The organism is Pseudoalteromonas sp. CST2 (assembly GCF_028599385.1).
In the GTDB taxonomy this organism is placed as follows: domain Bacteria; phylum Pseudomonadota; class Gammaproteobacteria; order Enterobacterales; family Alteromonadaceae; genus Pseudoalteromonas; species Pseudoalteromonas atlantica.
On record NZ_JAQREO010000001.1, the window covers coordinates 567050 to 592616 of the forward strand.

The 25567-nt window shown below is 41.3% G+C and carries 22 protein-coding genes; 20 read left to right on the top strand and 2 right to left on the bottom strand.

Features of this window, described 5'->3' with window-relative positions; translation table 11 throughout:
• From rnc to pdxJ, 4 genes are read left to right on the top strand one after another with little or no spacing between them, the layout of a single operon-like run.
• Complete coding sequence (rnc, locus tag PSH41_RS02575; protein WP_004586228.1) at positions 1-678, top strand: ribonuclease III; 678 nt, start codon at positions 1-3, stop codon at positions 676-678.
• Positions 668-1600 (top strand): GTPase Era, encoded by a 933-nt coding sequence (gene era / locus PSH41_RS02580; protein ID WP_004586229.1) that lies wholly within the window; start codon positions 668-670, stop codon positions 1598-1600. Before rnc ends, era begins: the two co-directional genes overlap by 11 nt.
• Before the next feature lie 20 nt (positions 1601-1620).
• On the top strand, positions 1621-2313 hold the full coding sequence (gene recO / locus PSH41_RS02585; protein ID WP_024033080.1) for a DNA repair protein RecO: 693 nt from the start codon (positions 1621-1623) through the stop codon (positions 2311-2313).
• 21 nt (positions 2314-2334) lie between these two features.
• A complete protein-coding gene (gene pdxJ, locus PSH41_RS02590) occupies positions 2335-3066 on the top strand; it encodes a pyridoxine 5'-phosphate synthase (protein WP_248452055.1) in 732 nt (243 codons plus the stop codon).
• Between the two features lie 104 nt (positions 3067-3170).
• Here pdxJ and barA read toward each other — a convergent pair whose 3' ends face one another.
• Positions 3171-5945 carry a two-component sensor histidine kinase BarA gene (gene barA, locus PSH41_RS02595; RefSeq protein ID WP_248452056.1) on the bottom strand — a complete coding sequence of 925 codons (2775 nt, stop codon included), beginning with the start codon at positions 5943-5945 and terminating at the stop codon, positions 3171-3173.
• Positions 5946-6056: 111 nt separating this feature from the next.
• On the opposite strand from barA, the gene rlmD reads away from it, so the two are divergent.
• From rlmD to eno, 5 genes are all read left to right on the top strand, one after another.
• Positions 6057-7382: a 23S rRNA (uracil(1939)-C(5))-methyltransferase RlmD gene (gene rlmD, locus PSH41_RS02600; protein ID WP_273588794.1), complete on the top strand. Its 1326-nt coding sequence runs from the start codon at positions 6057-6059 to the stop codon at positions 7380-7382.
• Positions 7383-7390: 8 nt separating this feature from the next.
• Positions 7391-9547, top strand: coding sequence for a GTP diphosphokinase (gene relA / locus PSH41_RS02605; protein WP_024033076.1), 2157 nt, complete (start codon positions 7391-7393; stop codon positions 9545-9547).
• 1 nt (position 9548) lies between these two features.
• Positions 9549-10346, top strand: a complete 798-nt coding sequence (mazG, locus tag PSH41_RS02610; protein ID WP_273588801.1) for a nucleoside triphosphate pyrophosphohydrolase — start codon at positions 9549-9551, stop codon at positions 10344-10346.
• Positions 10347-10523: 177 nt separating this feature from the next.
• Positions 10524-12158 carry a CTP synthase gene (locus PSH41_RS02615; RefSeq protein WP_004586236.1) on the top strand — a complete coding sequence of 545 codons (1635 nt, stop codon included), beginning with the start codon at positions 10524-10526 and terminating at the stop codon, positions 12156-12158.
• Positions 12159-12271: 113 nt separating this feature from the next.
• Entirely contained in the window at positions 12272-13570 is a 1299-nt protein-coding gene (eno, locus tag PSH41_RS02620; RefSeq protein ID WP_029771921.1) for a phosphopyruvate hydratase, read from the top strand.
• A gap of 289 nt (positions 13571-13859) precedes the next feature.
• On the opposite strand, the gene mutH is transcribed toward eno, so the two are convergent.
• A complete protein-coding gene (mutH, locus tag PSH41_RS02625; RefSeq protein ID WP_004586238.1) occupies positions 13860-14531 on the bottom strand; it encodes a DNA mismatch repair endonuclease MutH in 672 nt (223 codons plus the stop codon).
• 577 nt (positions 14532-15108) lie between these two features.
• Between mutH and rppH the strand changes: the two genes are divergently transcribed.
• From rppH to PSH41_RS02680, 11 genes are all read left to right on the top strand, one after another.
• The gene (rppH, locus tag PSH41_RS02630) at positions 15109-15627 is read left to right on the top strand and encodes an RNA pyrophosphohydrolase (protein ID WP_004586239.1); all 519 of its coding nucleotides are present in this window, start codon (positions 15109-15111) and stop codon (positions 15625-15627) included.
• 29 nt (positions 15628-15656) lie between these two features.
• The gene (ptsP, locus tag PSH41_RS02635; protein WP_273588795.1) at positions 15657-17921 is read left to right on the top strand and encodes a phosphoenolpyruvate--protein phosphotransferase; all 2265 of its coding nucleotides are present in this window, start codon (positions 15657-15659) and stop codon (positions 17919-17921) included.
• 72 nt (positions 17922-17993) lie between these two features.
• A complete protein-coding gene (locus tag PSH41_RS02640; protein WP_024033072.1) occupies positions 17994-18803 on the top strand; it encodes a sulfite exporter TauE/SafE family protein in 810 nt (269 codons plus the stop codon).
• Positions 18804-18813: 10 nt separating this feature from the next.
• Positions 18814-19617 carry a prolipoprotein diacylglyceryl transferase gene (gene lgt / locus PSH41_RS02645; RefSeq protein WP_273588796.1) on the top strand — a complete coding sequence of 268 codons (804 nt, stop codon included), beginning with the start codon at positions 18814-18816 and terminating at the stop codon, positions 19615-19617.
• Between the two features lie 12 nt (positions 19618-19629).
• A complete protein-coding gene (locus PSH41_RS02650; protein WP_004586243.1) occupies positions 19630-20481 on the top strand; it encodes a thymidylate synthase in 852 nt (283 codons plus the stop codon).
• 19 nt (positions 20482-20500) lie between these two features.
• The gene (gene galU, locus PSH41_RS02655) at positions 20501-21379 is read left to right on the top strand and encodes a UTP--glucose-1-phosphate uridylyltransferase GalU (RefSeq protein WP_004586244.1); all 879 of its coding nucleotides are present in this window, start codon (positions 20501-20503) and stop codon (positions 21377-21379) included.
• 380 nt (positions 21380-21759) lie between these two features.
• A complete protein-coding gene (locus PSH41_RS02660; RefSeq protein WP_273588797.1) occupies positions 21760-22458 on the top strand; it encodes an SPOR domain-containing protein in 699 nt (232 codons plus the stop codon).
• A gap of 213 nt (positions 22459-22671) precedes the next feature.
• On the top strand, positions 22672-23250 hold the full coding sequence (locus PSH41_RS02665) for an SPOR domain-containing protein (RefSeq protein ID WP_273588798.1): 579 nt from the start codon (positions 22672-22674) through the stop codon (positions 23248-23250).
• Positions 23251-23409: 159 nt separating this feature from the next.
• Complete coding sequence (locus tag PSH41_RS02670) at positions 23410-24003, top strand: FlgO family outer membrane protein (RefSeq protein ID WP_004586247.1); 594 nt, start codon at positions 23410-23412, stop codon at positions 24001-24003.
• A 13-nt stretch (positions 24004-24016) separates the two neighbouring features.
• Positions 24017-24709 carry a FlgO family outer membrane protein gene (locus tag PSH41_RS02675; RefSeq protein ID WP_273588799.1) on the top strand — a complete coding sequence of 231 codons (693 nt, stop codon included), beginning with the start codon at positions 24017-24019 and terminating at the stop codon, positions 24707-24709.
• Between the two features lie 8 nt (positions 24710-24717).
• Positions 24718-25395: a FlgO family outer membrane protein gene (locus tag PSH41_RS02680; protein WP_273588800.1), complete on the top strand. Its 678-nt coding sequence runs from the start codon at positions 24718-24720 to the stop codon at positions 25393-25395.
• Positions 25396-25567 lie beyond the last annotated feature (172 nt).

Here is a 25567-nt window from a genome sequence, read left to right on the forward strand (position 1 = left end):
ATGAAAAAAAATGTAACAGAATTATATAAACGAATTGGCTACGAATTTGCTGATCAAGGTTTACTTGAACAGGCAATGACGCACCGCAGTCATAAAGGTCAGCACAATGAACGCTTAGAGTTTTTAGGCGATTCAATTTTGAGCTTTGTTATTGCCAATGCTTTGTACGACAAATTTCCAAAAGCGCGTGAAGGCGATTTAAGCCGTATGCGCTCTACGCTTGTGCGTGGCCAAACCCTTGCTGAATTTGGGCTAGAGTTTGGTTTAGGTGACTACTTGCGCCTTGGGCCGGGTGAGTTAAAAAGCGGTGGTTTTCGTCGTGAATCAACATTAGCTGATGCTGTAGAAGCCATTATAGGGGCTGTGTTTTTAGACTCAAACATAGACCGCTGTGGCGAGCTAATTTTAGCGTGGTACGAATCTCGACTTGATGCTATTTCACCAGGGCTTAATCAAAAAGATCCTAAGACCCTGCTGCAAGAGTATCTACAAGCGCGTAAGTTATCTTTACCGGGCTACACCGTTGTTGATACCAAAGGTCAAGCGCACAATCAAACGTTCACGGTTGAATGTATAGTTGAAGGTATGGATAGCATTATTTCAGTTGGTAGCTCGCGCCGTAAAGCCGAACAAAAAGCTGCCGAAAAAGCATTGAAGATACTAAAAAATGAATCTTGATACCTTAATACAGCCTCATGAAGGTGATATTGATACGTTTTGTGGCATGGTTGCCATTGTTGGCCGCCCTAATGTAGGTAAATCAACATTGCTTAATGAAATCATTGAGCAAAAAGTAAGTATTACCTCGCGCAAGCCACAAACAACTCGCCACCGTATTATGGGTATTCATACAGAAGGGCAACACCAAGCTGTTTATATTGATACGCCGGGCTTACACGTTGAAGAAAAGCGCGCTATTAACCGCTTAATGAACCGTGCTGCATCGAGCTCAATTGGTGATGTAGAGCTTATTATTTTTGTTGTTGAGGGCACTCACTGGAATGCCGATGACGAAATGGTACTTAATAAAGTATCGCAAAGTGGTAAGCCCGTTTTACTTGTTATTAATAAAATAGACCAAGTAAAAGACCGCGATTTAGTATTACCGCATATGAAGATGCTTGGCGACAAATTTGATTTTGTGGGCATTATGCCGGTATCGGCAACGCAAGGTAAAAACGTTGATTTAATTAAAGCCGAAGTAACTAAACGCTTACCACCGTGCGAATTTTACTTTCCTGATGACTATGTAACCGACCGCTCAATGCGTTTTATGGCGGCAGAAGTTATTCGTGAAAAGCTAATGCGCTTTATGGGCGAAGAGCTGCCGTATTCTGTTACTGTAGAAATTGAGCAGTTTAAATGGCAAGAAAACGGTGTTTGGCATATCAACGGGTTAATTCTTGTTGAGCGTGAAACCCAAAAACGCATGGTAATAGGTAACAAAGGCGAAAAGCTTAAAGTGATTGGCCGTGAAGCCCGTAAAGACCTTGAAGAAATGCTCGATAACAAAGTGTTTTTAGAGCTTTGGGTTAAAGTTAAATCGGGTTGGGCAGATGATGAACGTGCCTTAAGAAGTTTAGGCTATGGCGAAGATTAACCTGCATTTAACCAACTAATATGGATAGCGACTTCTACACAGCGTACCTATTACATCGGCGTCCTTATAGCGACTCCCAAGTAATGCTCGATATGCTGGTAGAAGGCGTAGGCCAGCTAAGAATGCTAGCCAGAGTGAGTGGTCGCCAGGCCACTAAACACAAAGCACAATTGCAGCCTTTTCAGGCACTGCTTGTTCATTACAGTGGCAAGTACGATTTAAAATACATTAATAAATTTGAGCTACATGGTAATCCTTTATATTTAACAAAGGATAAGCTTTACTGTGGCTTTTATTTAAATGAGCTGACTAACCGCATTGTGCCGGTAAACGAGCCACTTGAACAAGTGTTTGAGCTCTACAAAACTCACCTAGAGAACTTAAATAGCGATGTTGATTTACAGTCGGTGCTGCGCTCATACGAATTTCAATTATTAGAGTTGTTGGGCTATGGCGTCGACTTTAGCTTTGATGCCAGTGGTGAGCCAATTGATGAAAGACAAACGTATAGTTACTTTCCTGAGTTGGGTTTTTTGATGCAACAAGATACGCGCTCAGGGTTTAGCGGCGCGCAGCTCAAAGCGATTGCTAATCATGATTTTAGCCAAAGCGATGTACTCTATATGGCAAAACAATTAAGCCGTTATTTACTAAAACCTTTACTGGGTAATAAACCATTAAAAAGCCGTGAATTATTTATGGCCTCTCAATAAACATATTTTACAGGTAACAAAATGAAAGACATTCTTTTAGGCGTAAACGTTGATCATATTGCAACGCTTCGCCAAGCGCGTGGTACATCATACCCAGACCCAGCACATGCAGCCAGTGTGGCAGAGCACGCCGGTGCAGATGGTATTACTATTCACTTGCGTGAAGACCGTCGCCATATTCAAGACCGCGATGTATACGTAATGGCTAAAACGATTCAAACGCGTATGAATCTTGAAACAGCGGTTACAGATGAAATGATTAATATTGCCCTTGAAGTAAAGCCTGAGTACGTATGTTTAGTACCTGAAAAACGTGAAGAGCTTACGACCGAAGGCGGCCTAGATGTGGCTGGTAATGTAGATAAAATTAAAGCGGCCACTAAAACACTAACTGATGCGGGTATTAAAGTGTCATTATTTATTGACGCCGATAAAGCACAGTTAGATGCAGCTAAAGCGTGTGGTGCACCGTATGTAGAAATTCATACCGGCGCGTATGCAGATGCCACTAATGATGAAGATTTAAACAAAGAGCTTGAGCACATACGAGAGGGTGTAAAATACGCGGCGAGCTTAGGCTTAATTGTAAATGCAGGGCATGGCCTTCATTATCATAACGTAAAACCAATTGCTGCAATGCCTGAAATTTATGAGCTTAACATTGGCCACGCTATTATTGCGCGCGCAGCTATTGATGGCCTTGAAAAAGCAGTACGCGACATGAAACGCCTCATGATTGAGGCAAGGTTATAAATTTAACCCTATGGTGGCACCATTTAATAGAAATACTTAATTAAGTAAAATGGTATTAAAACCTGTTAAAAGCGCATTTACTGCGCTTTTTTATTACGTGTTTTTTAGCGTTGATGCTCGGTAACACTTGCATCTGCCATGAGGTTTTCCAGCTCATCCTGAAGCTCAAATAGTTCAGGCTCAACGTTATCTAGCACGCAATCACTTTTAAGTGAGGTTTCTATGGTTTCTGCTAGTGATTTAAGCTTAGGCACACCGGTATAACAGCACGCGCCATGGAATTTGTGAATAACACTTAATACCGTTTGGCAATCGTTTTTCTCAATAGCCTCGTTGAGCTGCGAGAGTGTCTCTGGCACACTTTGTAACAGCATATTGAGCATTTCCAGCGCCAGCTCACCTTTACCCCCTGCGCGTTGTAGCGCAAGCGACCAATCTAAGCAGTTACTTTCAAATGGAGCTGGGCTTTGTGACGTTACACTTTTAATTTTGTCGCGGCTTACGGGCGATTGCGGGCTATGATCGCATATAATTTGGCTCAGCATGTCCTCATCAATAGGCTTAGTTAAATAGCCTTTAAAGCCATCTTTTAATAGCTGCTCTTTTTCACTGTGCAGTGCATGCGCGGTTACCGCAATAATAGGTGTGTCTTCGTTTAAAGAAGACTCCTTAATAAGTTTACACGCGGTAATGCCATCCATAATCGGCATTTGTATGTCCATAAAAATAACATCGTACTTATGGCTTTTACTTAAACTGTAGGCTTGTGAGCCATTGTAGGCCGTATCTATAAATTCAACTTGTTCTTTTAACAAGGTGCAAATAAGCTTTAAGTTTGCATCGTTGTCATCTACCACCAGTACTTTTAATGGCAATAATGTTTGATCGCTTGGCTCAATATTTAAGGTTGGATGATCAAGGCGATAAGGCGCAGCCAGTACTTCACATAATTTACGATGATTAAGCGGTTTACTTAAGCACGCATCGGCACCGCTACCAATAAACGCTTCGCGCATATTATGTGATACAGTATTGAGCATAAGGTATAAATAATCGCACGACTCGCGAACCATATTCACATAGCCTTTAAGTCGCTGCATATCATCTACCGATGCCATATCACCAATAATACAAATATCGTATTTAAACATTTTATGTTTGATGGCATCTAAAAACGCTGCTTCATTAAAACAGGCGGTTACAACCGCTTCCCACTCGTTTAATACAGAAAGCACTGAGTGGTGCGTATGCTCGTGTGGCTCTAAGTATAATATGCGTTTACCAATAAGTGATTTAGAAGGTAAGTCGTTACTAAAGGTATGGTCAGGCAACCTAAACACACCATTAAAGGTAAAACAGGTGCCGCTTCCCGGGGCTGAATTTAGCGTTATTCGGCCATTCATAGCCTCTACAATATGTTTGGTAATAATAAGACCTAAACCAGTGCCGCCAAATTTTCGGGTGATAGATGAATCTGCTTGGCCAAATGCAGTAAATAACGCATCTTGCTTATCCATTGGAATACCCACACCGGTATCGGTTACTGATACTAAAATAGAGGCGCGGTCTTCATCTAATAAGCGGTAGCTTATATCAACTTTTATAGAGCCTTTTTCAGTAAACTTAATGGCATTACTTAACAAGTTAATGAGTACTTGTTTAAGGCGAGTGGGGTCACCGGTTAAATCATCAGGCACTTGTGGGTTGATATAAATAGATAGTTCAAGTTGTTTTTCATGCGCCGAGGGAGCTAATAATGTCATAACCTCGTTTACGCTATCGCGCAGTTGAAACTGGATTGATTCAAGCTCCATTGCGCCCGCTTCAAGTTTAGAAAAATCTAAAATATCGCTAATAATCGTCAATAAACTATTGGCAGAAAGCTCTATGGTATCGAGGTAGTCTTTTTGATGTTTATTTAAAGGTGTTTTATACAATTGGCGCGTAAAGCCAATAACCCCATTAAGCGGGGTACGTAACTCGTGACTCATTTTAGCTAAAAAGTCGGACTTAACGCGGTTAGCATCTTGCGCCTCTTTTTTGGCCATGGTTAGCTGAATATTTGAAGTTTCGTATTGCTCTAGGGTTTCGCGGTAATCACTCGTGGCCTGATCAATATTTTTCTGCATTTCATCTTTTTGCATAACCATAGTGTGGGCAATGGTATTAAGCCCTTCACGCAAAAGTTCAAATTCGCCCATCATGGTGTCGTTTAAACCCGTGTCTCTTTTACCTTCAACTAGTTTGTCGGTGGCAAGTACTAACTTATTAAGCGGGTTCATAAACATACGGCTAAGCTTAAGCGCTAAAATAGATGCCAATATTATTGAAAATAAAATAACAATGCCGCTAATTAAAACCGCTCGCTGCTGGCCTATAATCGCTTGGTCTTTATTAAGTTGTAAAATAACGGTGCCAAGCGGGGTTTGAAAATCATTAATATCCCATTTTGATACCGGTGCAGAGTGATTAAAAATTGGAGTATAGAACGTGATTAACTCTTCTGATTTATTAATTTTTGTTGTGTGAAGATTTTCAATTTGTTCTTTTTGAGTTAGTTCATCAAACGAGCGATGATAGTTGCTGGTCATAATAAGCTGATTGCTGGTATCAAAAATAGCAATCGATTTAATGGTTGGGGAGTGCTTATTGTGTGTGTAACTAATCAGACGGTTGAGCAGCTTTTTATTTTTTTCAAGTAAAGGCTGCTCTAAAGCAATTGCTAAGGGTTCAGATATTGAGCTGCCTTGCTGATATAAAATTTCATCAAGCTCAATGTAACGATTTATTGTAAAATAGCCGCCAAGTAACAAACCAATGATCACTGTGGGGATCAAGGTTAAGGTTAAAACAGAATCACGTAAGCCTAATTTGGTCATAATGGAAGCGTTATTATCATTATTAGTATGGATCGAGTATATACGGTTCATCGGCTATTCTCAAAGCATCTGATTTGCTTATACGTAATACAAAATTTAAGGTAATGCCGCATGGCGCAAATTTTTAAAGCAAAGAAAAAACCACTTAAACAGCAAACACTCACACTTAATATTACGGCCATGGATCATCAAGGGCGGGGCGTTGCCAAACACAATAATAAAGTGTGCTTTGTAAGCGGCGCTTTAATGAATGAAAAAGTAACGGCAACCCTAATAGAAGATAAAGCCAAATACAGTAGTGCAAAGCTGGTTAAGGTTATTAATCCAAGCGATGCACGCACGCAGCCTTTTTGTCAGCATTATAATCACTGTGGTGGTTGCCAGTTGCAGCACCTAGAAATAAATCAGCAAGTGGCTGAAAAGCAGAATGCAGTGACGCAACTGTTTCAAAAATTTGCCAAATTAAGCGACTTAAATTGGCAAGCGCCTCTTTTAAGTAAGCCCACTCATTACAGACGCAGTGCCCGTATTGCCGTAATGTATGATAAAGCCGCTAAAAAAATGCGAGTTGGGTATCGTGCGCCTAGCTCTAAAAATGTGATTAGTATTGAGCAATGTGATGTGCTTAGTGAGGCATTTACTAACGTATTTAGTATTTTTGAAACGCTTATTAATCAATATAAAGCGCTACACAGTATAAGTCATTTACAGTTGTGCCAAAACGAGGCTGGGAACTTTATTGTTATTCGCCATACTAAAGCGATACCAGATGAAGCCAAAAGCTACGTACAAGAAGCGGCAAACGCACAGCAGTGGTTAATTACCTGGCAAGACAACAGCGATGTTATAGAGCAGGCTTATTTGCCTACGCCGTATTATTTTTTAGAAAAGTTTAATTTAAAGTTTGAATTTGGCCTTGGTAATTTTATTCAAGTAAATGATGAAGTTAACCAAGCTATGTTAGCTCAGTCGGTAAATTGGCTTAACTTGCAAGGAAACGAGCAAGTATTGGATTTATTTTGTGGTATTGGTAACTTTTCATTAGTGCTAGCCCAGCATGCTAAATCGGTTATTGGAGTAGAAGGGGTTACATCGGCGGTTGCAATGGCGACACAAAATGCGCAAACTAACTCTATCACTAATGCGCACTTTCATTGTTTTGATTTAACGCAAAAAATTGAAACAGCACAATGGTTTAATAAGGCGCTAGACGTATTAGTATTAGACCCTTCTCGCACAGGTGCTATGGCTGTTTTAGAGCAACTACCTTTAAAGCAGTTTAAAACCATTTTATATGTCTCTTGCGATCCTGTTACTTTAGCCCGTGACAGTGCAATTATTTCGCAAGCAGGCTTTGAAGTTACTAAAATTGGGCTAATGAATATGTTTCCACATACAGGACACATAGAAACAATGGCGTTATTTCAACGGAGGTAAAGCGTTTTATGGTCGCTACACGTCAATCACATCAGCAGGACGACACAGGTGACTTTGCTACTAGCCTAAAACAGTTAGCGTTATCGCAAGAGAAAATAACGCTACTAAACAAAGCGCAAGCATTGTGTGTTACATGTGACAACCAAGCACGGCAAAACACGGCCATAGAAATGGTCGAGATTTTAGCCGAGCTAAATTTAGATGCAGAATCTCTCGCAACCGCGTATCTCACGCATTACTACTTAAATGACTTAGTAGACCTTGAAACCGTAGAAGCACAACTTGGCAAAAATGTAGCCATGCTTTTAACTGGGGTTGCGCAAATGGCTGCTATTAGTACTTTATCGCACCAAGGTAAAGGCACTATGCAGGTAGATAACATTCGTAAAATGTTACTTACCATGGTTGAAGATGTGCGCGCTGTGGTGATTAAACTTGCTGAGCAAGTGTGCCATTTACGCAATGTAAAAAATGGCGATGAAGAAGAGCGTGTTATTGCCGCTAAAGAAACCGCCGATATTTTTGCCCCGTTAGCAAACAGGTTAGGTATAGGCCAGCTTAAGTGGGAACTAGAAGATTTATCGTTTAGGTATTTACACCCCGACACCTATAAAAGCATTGCTAAACAACTTGATGACAAACGTCTTGCTCGTGAAGCCTATATGGAAGACATGGTTGCGCAAGTAAAAGCTCGCTTAAGCGAAGCCGGTATTGAGGCGCAAGTGTATGGCCGCCCTAAGCACATTTACAGCATTTATAAAAAAATGCAGCAAAAAAACTACGAGTTTGATCAGCTGTTTGATATTAGGGCAATGCGAATTGTTGTAGAGCGCCTGCAAGATTGTTATGGCGCGCTAGGTATTGTGCACACTAATTGGCGCCACCTTAATAAAGAGTTTGACGACTACGTTGCTACACCCAAACAAAATGGCTATCAATCAATTCATACCGTGGTATTTGGCCCTGAAGGGAAAACCGTTGAAATACAAATACGCACCAGCGAAATGCACCAAGATGCAGAGCTAGGCGTAGCCGCGCACTGGATGTATAAAGAAGGCGCTTTACCTGGGCGTGGCTCAGGCTATGAGCAAAAAATTAGCTGGTTGCGCAAATTACTGCAATGGCAAGAAGAAGTGGTTGATGGGGGCGATTTAGCCGAAGAGCTTAAAAACCAAGTTGTAGAAGACCGCGTTTATATATTTACCCCAAGTGGCGATATCATCGATTTACCTGTTGGCGCTACACCGCTTGATTTTGCTTACTACATTCACTCAAATGTAGGGCACCGCTGCATAGGGGCTAAAGTATTTGGCAAAATAGTGCCGTTTACACATCAGCTATCAACGGGCGATCAGGTAGAAATTCTCACGCAAAAGCAGCCTAATCCAAGCCGCGATTGGTTAAATCCATCGCTTGGTTATATTAAATCGTCGCGTGCAAGGGCTAAAATCCATCATTGGTTTAAACAGCTCGACCGCGATAAAAACTTAAGCGCCGGTAAAGAGATTCTAGATAACGAACTGCAAAAGCTAGATTTAACCTACAAAGATTTAGACCCAGCCATTAAGCGCTTTAATTTTAAAGAACTAGATGACTTAATGGTTGCCATTGGTGCCGGCGATGTTCGCTTAAACCAAATGCTTAACTTTGTCAGTGATCGTACTGAAGAAGAACCCGTTATTCGTTTTAAAGCGCCAAGTAAAGTAACTGGCGATAAAAACGGCATTGTGGTTGATGGTGTAGGCAGCTTAATGAGCCACGTTGCTAAGTGTTGCCGCCCAGTACCTGGCGATAAAATAATTGGCTATATTACACAAGGCCGTGGCATTGGGGTACACCGCGAAGATTGCGATTCATTTAACAACTTAAAAGAGCAACACCCAGAGCGTGTTATATCGGTTAGTTGGTCAGATGAAATAAACGGCTCTTATGCGCTAAGTATAAAAATAGAAGCCAGCGATCGCTCAGGTTTAATTCGCGATATTAGCTCTGTACTGGCTAACGAAAAAGTAAATGTGATCAACATGAACGTCAATACAGTTGGGGCCGATCAGTTAGCAGTATTTACTATGCAAATAGAAGTGCATGATCTATCGGGCACAAACCGGGTTTTGTCAAAGCTGCATCAAATTGAAGGTGTGCACAGTGCCAAGCGAAACCAATAAAATGGCAAACAGTAACGCCCTTGAGCAACTACTCGATATTATGGCGTTGCTTCGCGATCCTAGCGACGGTTGCCCGTGGGATCGCAAGCAAAACTTTAAATCGATTGTTCCGCACACGCTAGAAGAAGCCTTTGAAGTGGCCGATTGCATAGAGTCGGGAAATTTAAACGAGCTTAAAAATGAGCTGGGCGATTTACTGTTTCAAATAGTTTTTTACGCACAACTTGCCAAAGAGCAGGACATGTTTGATTTTAACGACGTGGTTAGTGAACTAAATAGTAAACTTACCCGCCGTCACCCTCATGTTTTTAACACTAAGCAAGCATTAACCGACGAGCAATTAGCAAAGCAATGGCAAGCAATTAAAGCACAAGAGCGTGCAGCAAAAGTACAGCCAAGCAAAGCCTCTCTTTGGCAAGATATACCCACCAATATGCCAAGCCTAACTAAAGCTAAAAAAATTCAGCAGCGTGTTGCCGCACTTGGTTTTGATTGGCCGAGTTACCACGGGGCACTTGATAAAGTAAGTGAAGAAGTACTTGAAGTAAAAGAAGCGCTTGAGCACGACCCTTCATCCGATCATACAGCAGAAGAAATAGGCGACTTATTATTTGCCACAGTAAATGTGGCTCGCCATGTTAAACGTGACCCAGAGCAACTACTCAGACAAGCCAACGATAAGTTCTCGGCGCGCTTTGAAAAAGTGCAAGGTTATTTAATTGCAAAAGGTAAAAGTTTAGAGCGCGCAACGCTTGAGGAAATGGAAGAAGCATGGGAAGCCATTAAAAAAGCGAAATAAGATTAGCTCAGTACAACCTAATGTTAATCAACGAACATTTTTTGTGCGTCTAAACGCTATTTTTAGCTGGATTGCTCAACGCTGTTTTGGTACAATTTCGCCCCGTCTTGATGATATACCCAGAGTCTCTTTCTCGGGTGTTATATTCCTTTTAATTCCTGATATTCTAGGGTTCGCATGAGTACAAAATTTATCTTCGTTACTGGCGGGGTTGTTTCTTCGTTGGGTAAAGGTATTGCAGCAGCGTCATTGGCAGCTATTTTAGAGGCCCGCGGTTTAGATGTTACCATTTTAAAGCTGGATCCTTACATAAACGTTGACCCAGGCACAATGAGCCCAATTCAACACGGTGAAGTATACGTTACAGAAGACGGCGCCGAAACGGATCTTGATTTAGGTCACTACGAGCGTTTTATTCGCACCAAAATGACCAGCCGCAACAACTTCACACAAGGGCGAGTGTACGAAGATGTACTACGTCGTGAGCGCCGTGGTGAATACTTAGGTGCAACCATTCAGGTTATTCCACACATCACAAATGACATTAAGCAACGTGTATACGACGGTGCTGAAGGTCATGATATTGCGATTGTGGAAATTGGTGGCACAGTAGGTGATATTGAATCACAACCATTTATTGAAGCAATTCGTCAGTTAGGTACAGAAATTGGCCGCGAACGTGCGCTATTTATTCACCTAACGCTAGTGCCATTCTTAGGCCCTGCAGGCGAAGTGAAAACCAAACCAACACAGCACTCAGTTAAAGAGTTACGCTCTGTAGGTATTCAGCCAGATATTCTTATTTGTCGCTCAGACCGTAAATTGCCTAACAACGAACGTGCAAAAATTGCATTGTTCACAAACGTTGAAGAAAAAGCGGTTATTTCGCTTCCTGACGTAGACAGCATTTACAAAATTCCTGCGCTATTAAAATCACAAGAGCTAGACAACTTTGTGTGTCGTCGTTTCCACCTTGACGCACCAGAAGCTGATTTAGTTGAATGGGAACAAGTACTTTATCAAGAGTCTAACCCGACTGGCGAAGTAACGATTGGTATGGTTGGTAAGTACATTGAACTACCAGATGCATACAAATCAGTTAACGAAGCACTAAAGCATGCAGGTCTTAAAAACCGTTTAACCATTAATATTGAATACGTTGACTCGCAAGACTTAGAAAGCAAAGGGGTAGAACTGCTTTCTCATCTAGACGCTATTTTAGTACCAGGTGGTTTTGGCGGCCGTGGTGTTGAAGGTAAAATTTTAGCAGCTAAGTATGCCCGTGAAAACAAAGTACCTTACCTAGGCATTTGTTTAGGTATGCAAGTAGCACTTATTGAATACGCACGTAATGTTGCAGGTTTAACCGACGCTAACTCAACTGAGTTTAATATACACTCAAAAGCGCCAGTAGTGGGCTTAATTACAGAGTGGTTAGATGCTGAGGGTAACATTGAGATACGTGATGAAAAATCTGATTTAGGTGGCACCATGCGTTTAGGCGCACAAAAATGTCACTTAACGCCGGGTTCTAAGGTGCACGAAGTGTACGGCAATACAGAAATTATTGAACGTCACCGTCATCGCTACGAAGTAAACAACAACTTTGTAGAGCAATTAGAGCAAGCAGGCTTAAGCTTTACCGGTTTATCAGAAGATAAAAAACTAGTAGAGATCATCGAAAACAAAGATCACCCATGGTTTATTGCCGCGCAATTCCACCCGGAATTTACGTCAACACCACGTGATGGTCACCCGTTATTTGAAGGGTTTGTAGCAGCTGCTCATACTCATCAAAAAACGTCTTCGTAATTAAAAAAAGCCGTGCATATTGCACGGCTTTTTTGTCTAAAGGGCTGACTAAAAGATATAAAACGTAGTAAAGTTAGCTGAACTCACCATTTTGGGAATATAGAGGAATCAAGATGTCAGAAATCGTAAAAGTAATTGGTCGCGAAATTATGGACTCGCGTGGTAACCCTACTGTTGAAGCTGATGTATATTTAGCTGATGGTTCTTGGGGCCGCGCTGCCGCTCCTTCAGGTGCATCAACAGGTACTCGCGAAGCACTAGAGCTACGTGATGGTGACAAAGCCCGTTACTTAGGTAAAGGCGTATTAAACGCAGTTGGTTTTATTAACAACGAAATTGCGGATGCGCTAAAAGGCCAAAATGCATTAGAGCAAAGTGCTGTAGATAAAGTAATGCTAGATTTAGATGGCACCGAAAATAAAGAAAAACTAGGTGCAAATGCTATCTTAGCGGTATCACTAGCAACTGCAAAAGCCGCTGCACAATTTAAAAAAGTTGAGCTTTACGAGCACATCGCAGACCTAAACGGTACACCAGGTGTTTACTCAATGCCGTTACCTATGATGAACATCATCAACGGTGGTGAGCACGCAGATAACTCTGTAGATATTCAAGAATTTATGATCCAACCTGTTGGCGCTGAAAACTTCCGCGAAGGCCTACGTATGGGCGCTGAAGTATTCCACAGCCTTGCTAAAGTATTAAAAGCAGACGGCCACTCTACAGCGGTAGGTGATGAAGGTGGTTTTGCACCAAACCTTGCATCAAACGAAGCGGCACTTGCAGCTATTAAAACAGCTGTAGCAAACGCAGGTTACGAGCTAGGTAAAGATATTACACTGGCTATGGACTGTGCTGCATCTGAGTTTTACGACAAAGAAGCAAACATTTACGATCTGAAAGGTGAAGGCAAAAAATTCACTTCAGAAGAGTTTAACTACTTCTTAAAAGATTTAACTGAGCAATACCCAATTGTATCTATTGAAGATGGCTTAGATGAATCAGATTGGGATGGCTTTGCACACCAAACTAAATTAATGGGCGATAAAATCCAATTAGTAGGCGATGATTTATTCGTAACTAACACTAAGATTTTAAAACGCGGTATTGATAACGGTATTGCTAACTCAATCCTAATTAAATTTAACCAAATTGGTTCACTAACTGAAACGTTAGCAGCAATCAAAATGGCTAAAGATGCAGGCTTTACAGTTGTTATTTCACACCGTTCTGGCGAAACAGAAGATGCAACTATTGCTGATTTAGCGGTAGGTACTGCTGCAGGCCAAATTAAAACAGGTTCATTGAGCCGCTCTGACCGTGTTGCTAAGTACAACCAACTTCTTCGCATTGAAGAAGCGCTAGGTTCTAAAGCACCTTACAACGGTCTTAAAGAAGTTAAAGGTCAGTAATTCTATTCTATATAGAATCTTATTTTTAATTTTAGATGATAAAATCCTCGCTAATGCGGGGATTTTTTATGCCTGATACTTTTTTAAAGAGATGAGAAGCTTTGTAGGCGTTAAGCTTGCTAACGCGCACTCAGTGCGAAAAGAGGGTACAAGAAAAGCGAAAATTCTTTATTTAAACCTCAAATTATTTTATTAAAAAAGGTGAAATATCTTGTAGGCGTTAAGCTTGCTGACACGCGCAGGTAGTGCGAAACAGGATTTGCTTAACTCATAATATTTTCTGCACAGCTCAGAGCTGAAACTGCTGCTTTAAAATAGCCCCTGTAAAACTGGTTTTTAAATAAAAACCACGCGGTAAGGTTTTTATTGTTTGCCCATTTGGGCCAATAGCATCGGTAACCACTTTGCTATTAGCGGCTTTTGGCCTAATTTGAATAGCATCCCCTAAATGGCCCGATATTTCATCAACTCGCCCAAGCGCTATTAACTCCATTTGTTCTTCCCAATCACGTTGTAGCAACGCGTCTTGCTCAGGCGTAGGCTGCCATAAAAAACCACTGCCTATGGTTCTATCAAAAGGCGCAATATCGCGCTCACTCAATATAGGCAGCCATAAAACATGATTGAGTTTTTTACGCACAGCGCTTGTATGCCACGTCATGCCGGTTACGTTTATAAGGGGGGTAACCGACACAAAAGTGGTTTCTAAGGGTTTTCCTTTATACGAAATAGGCAGTGTTTTTAATTCAATGCCTAAATCTTCAAAGTCGGGGAGGGGTTTTGAGCCTGCAGTAGCGCCTAACACGTATTCAATAAGTTGCCCGGTCCAGCCTTTTTCGCGTAATAGGTCGTCAGGGGTTTTAAAGCTGTATTGAGAGGCTAATTGCCCTAATGTTAAACCGGCAATAGCGTTTACGCGTTGCATTAAGTCATTAATTGAATGGGGTTTTGTTGGTCGCATGCTACTCATTTACCTTGAATAATTAACAGCGCCATGATAGCAAAACCCCCGTAAGGTGGATATCTTTGCTTTTGGTTGTTTTTTATACGCACTGTGATTGGCGTAATTTTGCTCACCCCAAAAAGTCAGAGTTTAACTGTAAGTGACTGACTAGCTTTAATATTTTTAATTAACTAATTCAGCTTTAATTAAGTTAGCAAATTCTATATGGGATAAATACAACTATATAAACATGTTTATCCACAGAATCTGTGGAGAAAGCGAGTTTTTAGATCTGCTATTGTGGACTTGTTTGCAAAATAGCCTTGTTTATCAAAAGTTATACACAAGCTGTGAGTAAATAGCACGATACATAATAATCAAGGCATAGCTTAGCTTTTTTTGCTAAAAGTTGTGTGAATTAAGGGTTATTTTATCCTTGTAATTACTCGGTGCTCATTTAAGGTTAAGTCGTTATGCACAGCGTAAATAGTAAACGTGCGATTAGGGCGTGATGACTTTGGGGATAATAGTGTTTGCCGAATTGCAGCTAATGTGGAACAATCATTAAAAATCGACTTACAAATGAGGCACTAAGGTGATTGATGCCGAAGGTTTTCGTGCCAATGTCGGAATTGTAATTTGCAATAATCAGGGGCAGGTTTTTTGGGCTAGACGTTACGGTCAACATTCTTGGCAATTTCCCCAAGGCGGTGTTGATGACGGAGAAACACCCGAACAAACCATGTACCGTGAATTACACGAAGAAGTAGGTTTGCGACCAGAAGATGTAGAAATAGTTGCAAGCTCAAAACATTGGTTACGCTATAAATTACCCAAGCGATTAATTCGCCGCGACTCTAGTCCGGTGTGTATTGGGCAAAAACAAAAATGGTTTTTATTAAAACTGCGTTGCAAAGATGAAGATGTAAACTTGCTTAAAACACATCATCCCGAGTTTGATGATTGGCGCTGGGTGAGTTATTGGTACCCAGTAAGGCAAGTGGTGTCGTTTAAACGCGATGTATACAGACGGGTGATGAAAGAGTTTGCACCGTTTGCAATGCCTTTTAATAAAAGAGAACATCATAAAGAACAGTGGCGACACAAAAGGTAGTAGCATAATTATAAAATAAGGAGCAGGTAATGCTGGCAACACTTAGAACTATTGCTGAGTCTGTTTCGCAACAAGCGAATTTAGACAGTGCCTTAGTGTGCTTTGTGAAAATGGTTAAAGAGGCCATGAAAACCCAGTGCTGCTCTATTTATTTTGCCGACTACAGCCAAGATAACTTTGTACTTATGGCAACCGAAGGCCTTAACCCCGATGCCGTAGGTAAGTTTAGAATTGGTTTCACCGAAGGGCTTGTAGGTTTAGTAGCCCAGCGTGAAGAGCCTATTAATATAGCTTTTGCAAAATCTCATCCGCGTTTTAAGCTCTCCCCCGAAGTAAACGAAGAAGGTTACAATGCCTTTTTGTCTGTACCTGTTGTGCATCAAAAAAAGGTATTGGGCGTTATTGTTGTACAACAAAAAATGGCGCGGGTTTTTAGCCAAGACGAAGAGTCGTTTTTAATTACCCTTTCAGCGCAGCTAGCCTCGCAACTTGCGCATGCTGAAATAAAAGAGCTTTTACGCCAAGACGAATCATCACACCAAACCTCAGTGCTCAAAGGGGTGTCGAGTGCTCCAGGTATTGGGATTGGCCAAGCCTTTGTGGTACTGCCCAAGCTTGATTTTAAATCTATAGAGCTAAAAAAAGATCCCGATAGCGCCGAGCAACGCCGTTTGTTTACACAAGCCGTTGCTGCCACCCGCAAAGAATTTAATACCCTGTCTATGACCTTGAGTGACTCAATCCCGCGAGAAGCACTCGCGGTATTTGATGTATACCAACAATTACTTGATGCCAAAAGTTTAGGCCACAATGTTGAGGTACAGTTACAAGAGGGCTGGTGTGCAAAAAGCGCCTTAAAAATTGTTATTGAGCGGCTTATTTCGCAGTTTAATGCCATGCAAGACCCCTACATTAAAGAGCGCGCAGTTGATGTAAAAGACATTGGTTTAAGGGTATTACACCACCTTGTAAACACAGAGCACGCAGTAAAAGATTACCCACCCAATACCATATTAATTGCTAATACCTTAACGCCCGCCATGCTGGCTGAAGTACCAAACGGGCATTTAGCCGGTGTAGTGAGTGTGAATGGCTCAGCCAATAGCCATGCCTCTATATTAACCCGAGCGATGGGAATACCGGCTATTTGGGGGATTGAAGATTTACCCTTATTGCAATTTGATGCTAAACCAATGATTTTAGATGCCTTTGCAGGGCGTTTATATATTTCTCCTTCGCAAGTGTTACTCGATGAATACGCACAGTTAAAGCACCAAGATAAACTACTCAATAACCGCTTTTTAGCAGAGCAAAGTGCGCAGTCGGTTACCTTAGATGGTGAGCAAATAAATTTAATGCTAAATGCAGGGCTTGAGCTTAATACCGAGCAAAGCAGTGCGCATATTTGCGATGGAGTAGGGCTTTATCGTACCGAAGCATGGTTTATGCAAAAGGGGCAATTTCCATCGCAAGCTGAGCAAGAAAACTGGTATAGGGAGGTGCTAAAAAGTTACCACCCAGCGCCAGTGGTTATGCGAACCCTAGATATTGGTGGCGATAAAGTTTTAGATTACTTTAATATCACCGAAGAAAATCCCTTTTTAGGGTGGCGCGGCATACGCATAAGCCTTGACCACCCAGAGCTGTTTTTAGATCAGCTCAAAGCCATGTTAAAAGCAAACATGGGCTTAGGTAATTTAAAAATAATGCTGCCTATGATCAGCGGTACAGAAGAGGTAGACGAAGCGCTCGCGTTATTTGAACAAGCTTATTTTGAACTGGCAGAAAAACACCCAGAGCAAAACTTGGAGCGCCCAGAAGTGGGCATTATGCTTGAAGTTCCCTCAAGTATATTTATGCTCGACGAGTGGGCTAAAAAAGTAGATTTTTGTTCAGTAGGCAGTAACGATTTAACGCAATACTTACTTGCTGTCGATAGAGCAAATGCGCGCGTGGCTCAATTATTTAACCCATATCACCCCGGTGTGTTAAGGGTATTAAATAAAGTAGCGAATGAATGTAATAAACACCATTTACCCTTTAGTTTATGTGGCGAGCTAGGCGGCGAGCCAGAGGGCGCTATTTTACTCATTGCCATGGGCTATAGGCATTTAAGTATGAACATGTCGTCGTTAACGAAAGTAAAGTGGATTTTAAGGCGCTTAAATATTAACGATATGCAGCAATTACTCGCAGAGTGCTTAGTGCAATCGAACGCTAAACAGGTACTGCGCTTAACGCGCAATTTTATGATTGAACACCAATTAGGCGATCTGTTTTATACCGCCAAATAATGCAGCGCTTAAAGATGCTATTAACTTTATAATCCTTTAATATAGGCGCACGAAAAGGTATTTGAGAACACTATGTATGACTTAGCTTTACTCGTGGCCAGTTGTGCGCTACTTGGCTGTGTAGTTGGCTTTTTAGCTGGGCTATTAGGGATAGGCGGCGGTTTAATTATTGTGCCTGTTTTAAGTAGCTTATTACTGATGTTTGACGTTACTTCACCTGATCACGTATTAGTTATTTCTATTGCAACATCGCTTGCCTCTATTTTATTCACTTCTACTTCTTCAGTCTTGGCTCATCATAAAAATGATAATGTGCCGTGGCAAATTGCACCGTGGGTTATGTCGGGTGTAGGCTTAGGCGCGTTAATAAGTGGTTTTGCAGCAAGTTTAATACCCGAACAAGCATTACGCAGCGTATTTGCAATTAGTGTTGTGTTTATTGCAGGCAGAATGGTGTGGGCATCACGTAGTAAATCGCTCAAAGAAAAACCGCTACCAAAAGGGATTATTTTAGGGAGCATTTCTGCCCTTATGGGCGCGCTTTCTGGTTTAATAGGTATTGGTGGCGGCGCACTTATTGCCCCTATGCTTAATTACTTTTCAGTTGATATGAAAAAAGCGATAGGCTGTGCATCAGCGAGCGGCATTGTTATCGCGCTATTTGGCTCTATTGGTTATATAAGCGCAGGCTGGCAGGTAACTGATTTAGCCCATGGGTTCGCAGGGTTTGTATACTTACCTGCATTATTTGGTATTGTAATAACATCGTGGTTTGTGGCGCCTTTAGGGGCTAAAGCAACTCATTATTTACCTGTTAATATAATAAAGAAAATTTTCGCGGTGTTGCTTGTGCTCATCGCACTTAAAATGGTTTTTAGCTAAAGGTTTATTTATGGCACTTGAGTTTCCTCAAATCGATCCAATAATTTTTTCTGTTGGACCGCTAAGCGTACGTTGGTACGGTTTAATGTATTTAATTGGTTTTGCATTTGCGATGTGGTTTGCTAATCGTCAAGCCGAAAAACCAAACTCTGGTTGGACTAAAGAGCAAGTTAGCGACTTGCTTTTTTACGGCATACTAGGGGTTATTTTAGGCGGCAGAATTGGCTATGTATTGTTTTATCAGTTTAGTTACTTTTTAGAAAATCCATTATATTTATTTAGAATTGACCAAGGCGGTATGTCGTTCCACGGCGGAACATTAGGGGTTATTACCGCTATTATACTATTTGCAAAAACCCGCAAAAAATCACTATTTGCAGTGGGAGATTTTGTGGTGCCGCTGGTTCCGGTAGGCTTATTAGCAGGGCGTATTGGTAACTTTATAAATGGCGAGTTATGGGGCCGCGTAAGCGATGTGCCATGGGCAATGGTATTTCCAACGGGTGGGCCGCTTGCGCGTCACCCATCGCAGTTATACGAAGCATTTTTTGAAGGGCTAGTCCTGTTTTTAATTTTATTATGGTTTATTAAAAAGCCTCGCCCTGCAGGCAGTGTAGCCGGTGTGTTTTTATTAGGATACGGCGTATTTAGATTTTGTATTGAATATTTCCGCCAACCAGATGCGCAGCTTGGCCTATTTGCCGATTTTATCTCAATGGGTCAAATACTCTCGTTACCTATGATAATTGGTGGCCTAGGGCTATTAATTTGGGCGTACAAAAAACCGCAACCTGTAACCGCAGCAAAGGCATAGTAAGAACAGATCATGAAACAATATTTAAAATTATGTCAGCGCATCGTTGACGAAGGTGTATGGGTAGAAAACAAACGCACAGGCACGCGCTGCTTAACCGTTATTAATGCCGACTTAGAATACGATGTAGGTAATAATAAATTTCCTATGATCACCACTCGTAAAAGTTACTACAAAGCCGCTATAGCAGAGCTTTTAGGTTACTTACGAGGGTACGATAGTGCAGCGCAATTTCGCGATATAGGCTGTAAAACTTGGGATGCAAACGCAAACGATAATAACGCATGGCTAAATAACCCTAACCGCAAAGGCGAGGACGACATGGGCCGCGTTTATGGCGTGCAAGGGCGTAATTGGCAGCGCCCAGATGGCTCAACGCTCGATCAGCTTGCTAAAGTAATAAATAACTTAAAAAACGGGATTGATGACAGAGGTGAAATAATTACCTTTTATAATCCTGGTGAGTTTGAGCTTGGTTGCTTGCGCCCATGTATGCACACGCATACGTTTTCGCTGCTTGGCGACACGCTGTATTTAACATCGTATCAGCGCAGTTGCGATGTGCCGCTAGGGCTTAATTTTAATCAAATTCAGTGCTTTGTATTACTGGCATTGGTAGCGCAAATTACCGGCCATAAAGCAGGTAAGGCGTATCATAAAATTGCTAATGCGCATATTTACGAAAACCAGTTACCGTTAATGCGCGATGTACAGCTAACACGTGAGCCGTTTGACTCACCGCAATTAAATATTAACCCAAACATAAAATCACTAGAAGATATAGAAACATGGGTAACACGAGACGATTTTGAAGTAGTAGGCTATCAATGCCACGAACCAATCCAATATCCGTTTTCAGTATAATAAGATTAAGGAGAACAAGATGAAAGCAGTGATCCCCGTAGCAGGCCTTGGAACGCGTATGTTACCTGCCACAAAAGCTATCCCTAAAGAGATGCTCCCTGTGGTAGACCGCCCGCTTATTCAATATGTAGTAAATGAAGCGGTAGCAGCAGGCGTTAAAGAGATTGTACTTGTAACGCACTCAAGTAAAAACTCTATCGAAAACCATTTTGATACCAGCTTTGAACTAGAAGCCACGCTTGAAAAACGCGTAAAGCGGCAATTACTTGCCGAAGTACAGGCAATTTGCCCTAAAGATGTGACCATTATTCACGTACGCCAAGGCGAAGCCAAAGGCTTAGGCCACGCAATTAACTGTGCAGCGCCAATTATTGGCAACGAACCTTTTGTGGTTATTTTGCCAGATGTAATTGTTGATGACGTAGAGAGCGACCTTAAAAAAGACAACCTAGCAGAGATGATCGCCCGTTTTGAAGAAACTAAGCACAGCCAAATTATGGTTGAGCCAGTACCAATGGACGAAGTAGACAAATTTGGTGTTGTTGATTTAGGTGACGTAGAGCTTCATCAAGGTGAAAGCTCGCCAATTATTAACATGGTAGAAAAACCGCCAGTAGATGAAGCACCTTCAAACCTATCTGTAGTAGGGCGTTATGTATTAAGCGAAAACATTTGGCCACTGCTTGCTAAAACGCCGCAAGGGGCTGGCAACGAAATTCAACTTACAGATGCAATTGCCATGTTAATGCAGCAAGAAAAAGTAGACGCGTACGCAATGAAAGGCCGCAGCCACGATTGCGGTAGTAAAATAGGCTACTTAAAAGCAACGATAGAGTTTGCTCTGCGCCGCGACGAGTTTGCAGATGATTTAAAAACATTTATTAAATCGTTAATTTAGTTTTTATTAAATTACCCACCAAGGCGCCTGTTTAGGCGCCTTTTTTAGTGCTAAATTATTAATACCAAAATAGGTAAGGCTTTACTTAATTTTAACCACGCCAGTAATAAAGATGGTCTACGCTTAATTATGTTCTGAATTTGACTTGCGTTATATAGCAACATAACGTAATTTATATTGTAAAGTTTATGTTAATTGGCATCAAAGTTGTATTAAAAGCCAAACTCACGGAAGGGTCATGTTAATTTTATCTAAGCAGGTAAATTAGCGTGCGGGAGCAAAAATCGCTCATTGTTTAAATTGCTAAGTTAAACGCTTTCTTGTGAGAATGTTTAACTGAAATGTAAGTGCACAGGCACTGCTTTCAGGATAACGGGTACATGCTTAAATTAAAAAAATACTATAAACACTTTTTTGTATGCCTTTTTACGCTTACGTTTGGCACGGCGTGCTCTATTACGCCTACCGCTAAACCTGCTGTTGATAATGAAATACCTAACACCACGCCCGATTACGTATCGATAACTGCACTAGAGCTTGCGCAATTAAAAGATGCCGCAATGCAATGGCAGCAAGCACGCGCCGGTATAGAGCGTATTTTAAAGCTTGAAAAAGAAATTACTTACCTGGTTAATCATATAGATATAATAAACTCTAAAGCTATTGCACAATCTAATGCAAGCCCTGCCTACAGCAGCCGTTACACTCGCACGCCTTCGCGCTCAACCATTAACAAGCCACGTCGTCAGCAAACTTACAAAGCTGCTAACAATAACCAAAAGCAAACTATAAAGCTTAATACCCCTAAACATGTATTTGCATTACAAGTTGCCTCGGTTGATTCTAAGCAGGATGTAGCCAAAGCCTGGCAAGAACTAAATACCAAAGCAGCGCCACTATTTAGAGATAAAATATTAACTAACGTAGAAACCGCAAAAATAAATGATAAAACCTTTTATCGCTTAAAGCTTGGCTCTTATAAAAACCTTAAAAATGCCAAAGCCGACTGTGAAGTATTTAAAATGTATAAGCTCGACTGCATTGTAAGTAACTACACCGATAGGCCAATTAAACTTTAATAGTGATACCAACCCGCAATAATAAATAATCATGTTACGGGGCTAATCGTGTTGCGTTCTGCGTTAAAAAAATTCTCATTTAGAGCAACTAAATAGCAATTTTTTTTGCCTAGCTATCAATACGTTTTACTATCCTCATAATAGATTACTTAATTAAGTTAATTGGTATAAAAGCGCAATAGGCCGTAGCACGCGTGACTTGCTAAGCGTTGATTGGCTGTTAAAATAGCGCTCACTCTTACCCAAATTAACAACATACTTATGCTGCACTACAAGGATTTTTTAGCCACATTAGTTTTAGGCTTTGCATTAGCAAACAGTGCTTACGCACTAGCAACGGCCCAAAAGCAGGCGGTGCTCATTAAAAAAGATGATTTAGCCGTACTCAAAGAGTCAGCGCAGCAGTGGCAACAAACCAAGCCTCAACTAGAAAGACTGTTAAAGCTAGAAAGTGAATTACAGCGCACAGTAGATAAATTAAAACAACTTAACGCGCAGCCAAAACCACAGCAAACTAACCACTTAGCTGTTGTAAATACAAATGCGCTGTTTGCTGTGCAAGTGGGGGCATATAAAAATAAAGCGGTACTTGAAGCGGCTATAAAGCAATTTCAATCGGCCTCAAATAAGCTTGAAGTAAATACCGAGCAAGTACTGATTGACCAGCACACCTTTTATAGATTAAAGCTTGGTGCGTTTAAAACAAAAGAAGCAGCAAAGGATGCATGTAAGTCATTAATAAACAATAATACTTGCTTTGTAACCTACTACGTCAAAACGCCTCAAAGTTAATTAACCTGAACTCTGGTTAAGAGCCTTACTAGCATATTGAACTATCTTGATACTTAAATTTATTATCTCTGGCTAGAGATAGGTTTATTATCGAGAGTTTAGGTTAATTAGGCATAATAATTGCTTTATCCTCGGTATGTTTTAAAGAGGACGGCAACTATGCGCCTTTTACTGCCTTTAGTATTGTTAAATTTAACTGCTTGCAACTTGGTTCCGCCCCCAGAGCCGAGTGTGCCTACTGACGCGCCAAAAGCAGCAATGGCACCCTATACCGTTAACGAGTATGTAGCAAATCTAACCTCGCAGCTTAACCATGTAAATGGCGCTTTAAATGCCAATGCGCGCATTGGTGTGAGTAGCTTTTTTTATGCAGATGCTTTAGATACTAAGCTAGTAGCAGGGCAGGCCTCGGGTTTGAGCTTACAAATTCAAGAAAGCTTATTAACGCAATTTACCCAGCTTGGCTATCATACCGTTGAGTACCGCCTTGGCAATAACCTTATATTAGCGCAAAACGCAGACAGCATATTAAGCCGCGACTTAAGTAAATTACGCAATCGCCAAAATATTGACTTAGTCATCACCGGCACTGTAACGCGCCAACAGCATGCTTACATAGTTAATGCACGACTCGTTAATATTGAAAACAAGCAAGTACTGTCGGCAGGCAGCACAGAGATCCCTATAAATGTAATGTGGGGAAACGAAAAAATTCAGCAGCGTGACGGCTCTTTGTACCGCAGCGAATATTAATCAGGAGCACACCATGAGAAAGCTATTAATTACCCTATGTTTGCCATTAGGCTTTGGCTGTTCGCAAATGTTAAATTCGCTACATTCAGAGCCGGAGAAAGTTGAGCAAGATAATGCAGCCCAGCTTGTTTCAGAGCAACGTGCGGTAAAAGCACCTGCACCAAATGAAGCGTTATTTCAGTCTAATTTAAACAAGCAAAGTAACTACACCAAAAGTGCCCCTGCAAAACGCAAAAATATAAACCATTATGTGCGCGGTATAATGCAAGACATGGTCGAAAACCTGCAATACGTAAACGACAAAACGCCACTTGCCGTTTCTAGCTTTGTATTTTTAGATGATGACTACAGCGATGGAAGCCTGTTAGGTAACCAAATAGCCGAAAGTTTTATGCACGAGCTGCATAGTTTTGGAGTACCGGTTATCGATTTTAAAACCACCGATTATATGCGAGTAACCCCCGCAGGCGACTTTGTATTTAGCCGCGACTACCTAGAGCTAAACCAAGATCAAAACTTTAATTACGTATTAGCAGGAACACTTGTGAGCCACCAAGGTGGCGTACTGGTAAATGCACGAATAGTGGGCATTAAAAGTAAAGCGGTAGTGGGCAGTGCGCAAGGGTTTATCCCTCAATCAGTGGTTGATGCGCTAAACAGTAGCTATCGCACCGACGGAATTATGCTTAAACAAGCCAGCGAGTGAGGTTGACCATGTTTTACAAACTATTTGCTATAGCGGGGCTAACGGCAACGTTAGCATTAACTGGCTGTTCAATAACGCAAAATAATGAGCATAACGAAAGCATAAATACACGCTCAGACTACACCGTGGTAACGCAAAGTAGCCAACCAACGCCAGTGTATGCCAACCAATCTGTGCAGCAGCAAAGTGAGTACGACACAGCAAGGCAGTTTACACCGCTTAAACATCACAAAACGCTGGCAAACTATGTAGAGCAAATGGCACTGGATTTAGTCGATACGCTTGAAGCCGAAGCGCCCGATAACAACAGCATCAACATAGCGGTTACCACTATTGTAGATTTAGACGCATCGCTTAATAAAAGTAATCAGTTGGGTAATCAATTAGCAGAGACGTTTATTCATCAGCTGCAAAAATTTGGCTACGGCGTGGTAGATTTTAAAACCATGGACAACATTGATGTATCAAACAGAGGCGACTTCGTGTTATCTCGCGATATAGAAAAGCTAAGCGAAAGCAGCATGGCTAACTATGTATTAGCAGGTACGTTAATTTACCGCCCAAATGGCGTAGCAGTAAATACCCGCGTTATAAATGTTCACAGCAAACATATTGTAGCAAGCAGCCGTAAACTCATACCGCTGTACGTGTTAAACAAAGAAGATATATATTTATCAAGCAATTAAGTTAATTATAGCTTGATATGAAAAACAAGATGCCGTTATAATTTTTGTAAGCTGTAAGCTGTAAGCTGTAAGCTGTAAGCTGTAAGCTGTAAGCTGTAAGCTGTAAGCTGTAAGCTGTAAGCTGTAAGCTGTAAGCTGTAAGCTGTAAGCTGTAAGCTGTAAGCTGTAAGCT

Excerpts from the sequence above, each read along its gene's own strand:
- PSH41_RS02650 (WP_004586243.1), top strand. The coding sequence starts at position 19,630 with ATGAAACAATATTTAAAATTATGTCAGCGCATCGTTGACGAAGGTGTA.
- eno (WP_029771921.1), top strand. The coding sequence starts at position 12,272 with ATGTCAGAAATCGTAAAAGTAATTGGTCGCGAAATTATGGACTCGCGT.
- PSH41_RS02680 (WP_273588800.1), top strand. The coding sequence starts at position 24,718 with ATGTTTTACAAACTATTTGCTATAGCGGGGCTAACGGCAACGTTAGCA.
- rlmD (WP_273588794.1), top strand. The coding sequence starts at position 6,057 with ATGGCGCAAATTTTTAAAGCAAAGAAAAAACCACTTAAACAGCAAACA.
- PSH41_RS02670 (WP_004586247.1), top strand. The coding sequence starts at position 23,410 with ATGCGCCTTTTACTGCCTTTAGTATTGTTAAATTTAACTGCTTGCAAC.
- PSH41_RS02615 (WP_004586236.1), top strand. The coding sequence starts at position 10,524 with ATGAGTACAAAATTTATCTTCGTTACTGGCGGGGTTGTTTCTTCGTTG.
- barA (WP_248452056.1), bottom strand. The coding sequence starts at position 5,945 with ATGACCAAATTAGGCTTACGTGATTCTGTTTTAACCTTAACCTTGATC.
- rnc (WP_004586228.1), top strand. The coding sequence starts at position 1 with ATGAAAAAAAATGTAACAGAATTATATAAACGAATTGGCTACGAATTT.
- PSH41_RS02675 (WP_273588799.1), top strand. The coding sequence starts at position 24,017 with ATGAGAAAGCTATTAATTACCCTATGTTTGCCATTAGGCTTTGGCTGT.
- galU (WP_004586244.1), top strand. The coding sequence starts at position 20,501 with ATGAAAGCAGTGATCCCCGTAGCAGGCCTTGGAACGCGTATGTTACCT.
- PSH41_RS02640 (WP_024033072.1), top strand. The coding sequence starts at position 17,994 with ATGTATGACTTAGCTTTACTCGTGGCCAGTTGTGCGCTACTTGGCTGT.
- relA (WP_024033076.1), top strand. The coding sequence starts at position 7,391 with ATGGTCGCTACACGTCAATCACATCAGCAGGACGACACAGGTGACTTT.
- lgt (WP_273588796.1), top strand. The coding sequence starts at position 18,814 with ATGGCACTTGAGTTTCCTCAAATCGATCCAATAATTTTTTCTGTTGGA.
- PSH41_RS02660 (WP_273588797.1), top strand. The coding sequence starts at position 21,760 with ATGCTTAAATTAAAAAAATACTATAAACACTTTTTTGTATGCCTTTTT.
- pdxJ (WP_248452055.1), top strand. The coding sequence starts at position 2,335 with ATGAAAGACATTCTTTTAGGCGTAAACGTTGATCATATTGCAACGCTT.
- ptsP (WP_273588795.1), top strand. The coding sequence starts at position 15,657 with ATGCTGGCAACACTTAGAACTATTGCTGAGTCTGTTTCGCAACAAGCG.
- era (WP_004586229.1), top strand. The coding sequence starts at position 668 with ATGAATCTTGATACCTTAATACAGCCTCATGAAGGTGATATTGATACG.
- mazG (WP_273588801.1), top strand. The coding sequence starts at position 9,549 with ATGGCAAACAGTAACGCCCTTGAGCAACTACTCGATATTATGGCGTTG.
- mutH (WP_004586238.1), bottom strand. The coding sequence starts at position 14,531 with ATGCGACCAACAAAACCCCATTCAATTAATGACTTAATGCAACGCGTA.
- recO (WP_024033080.1), top strand. The coding sequence starts at position 1,621 with ATGGATAGCGACTTCTACACAGCGTACCTATTACATCGGCGTCCTTAT.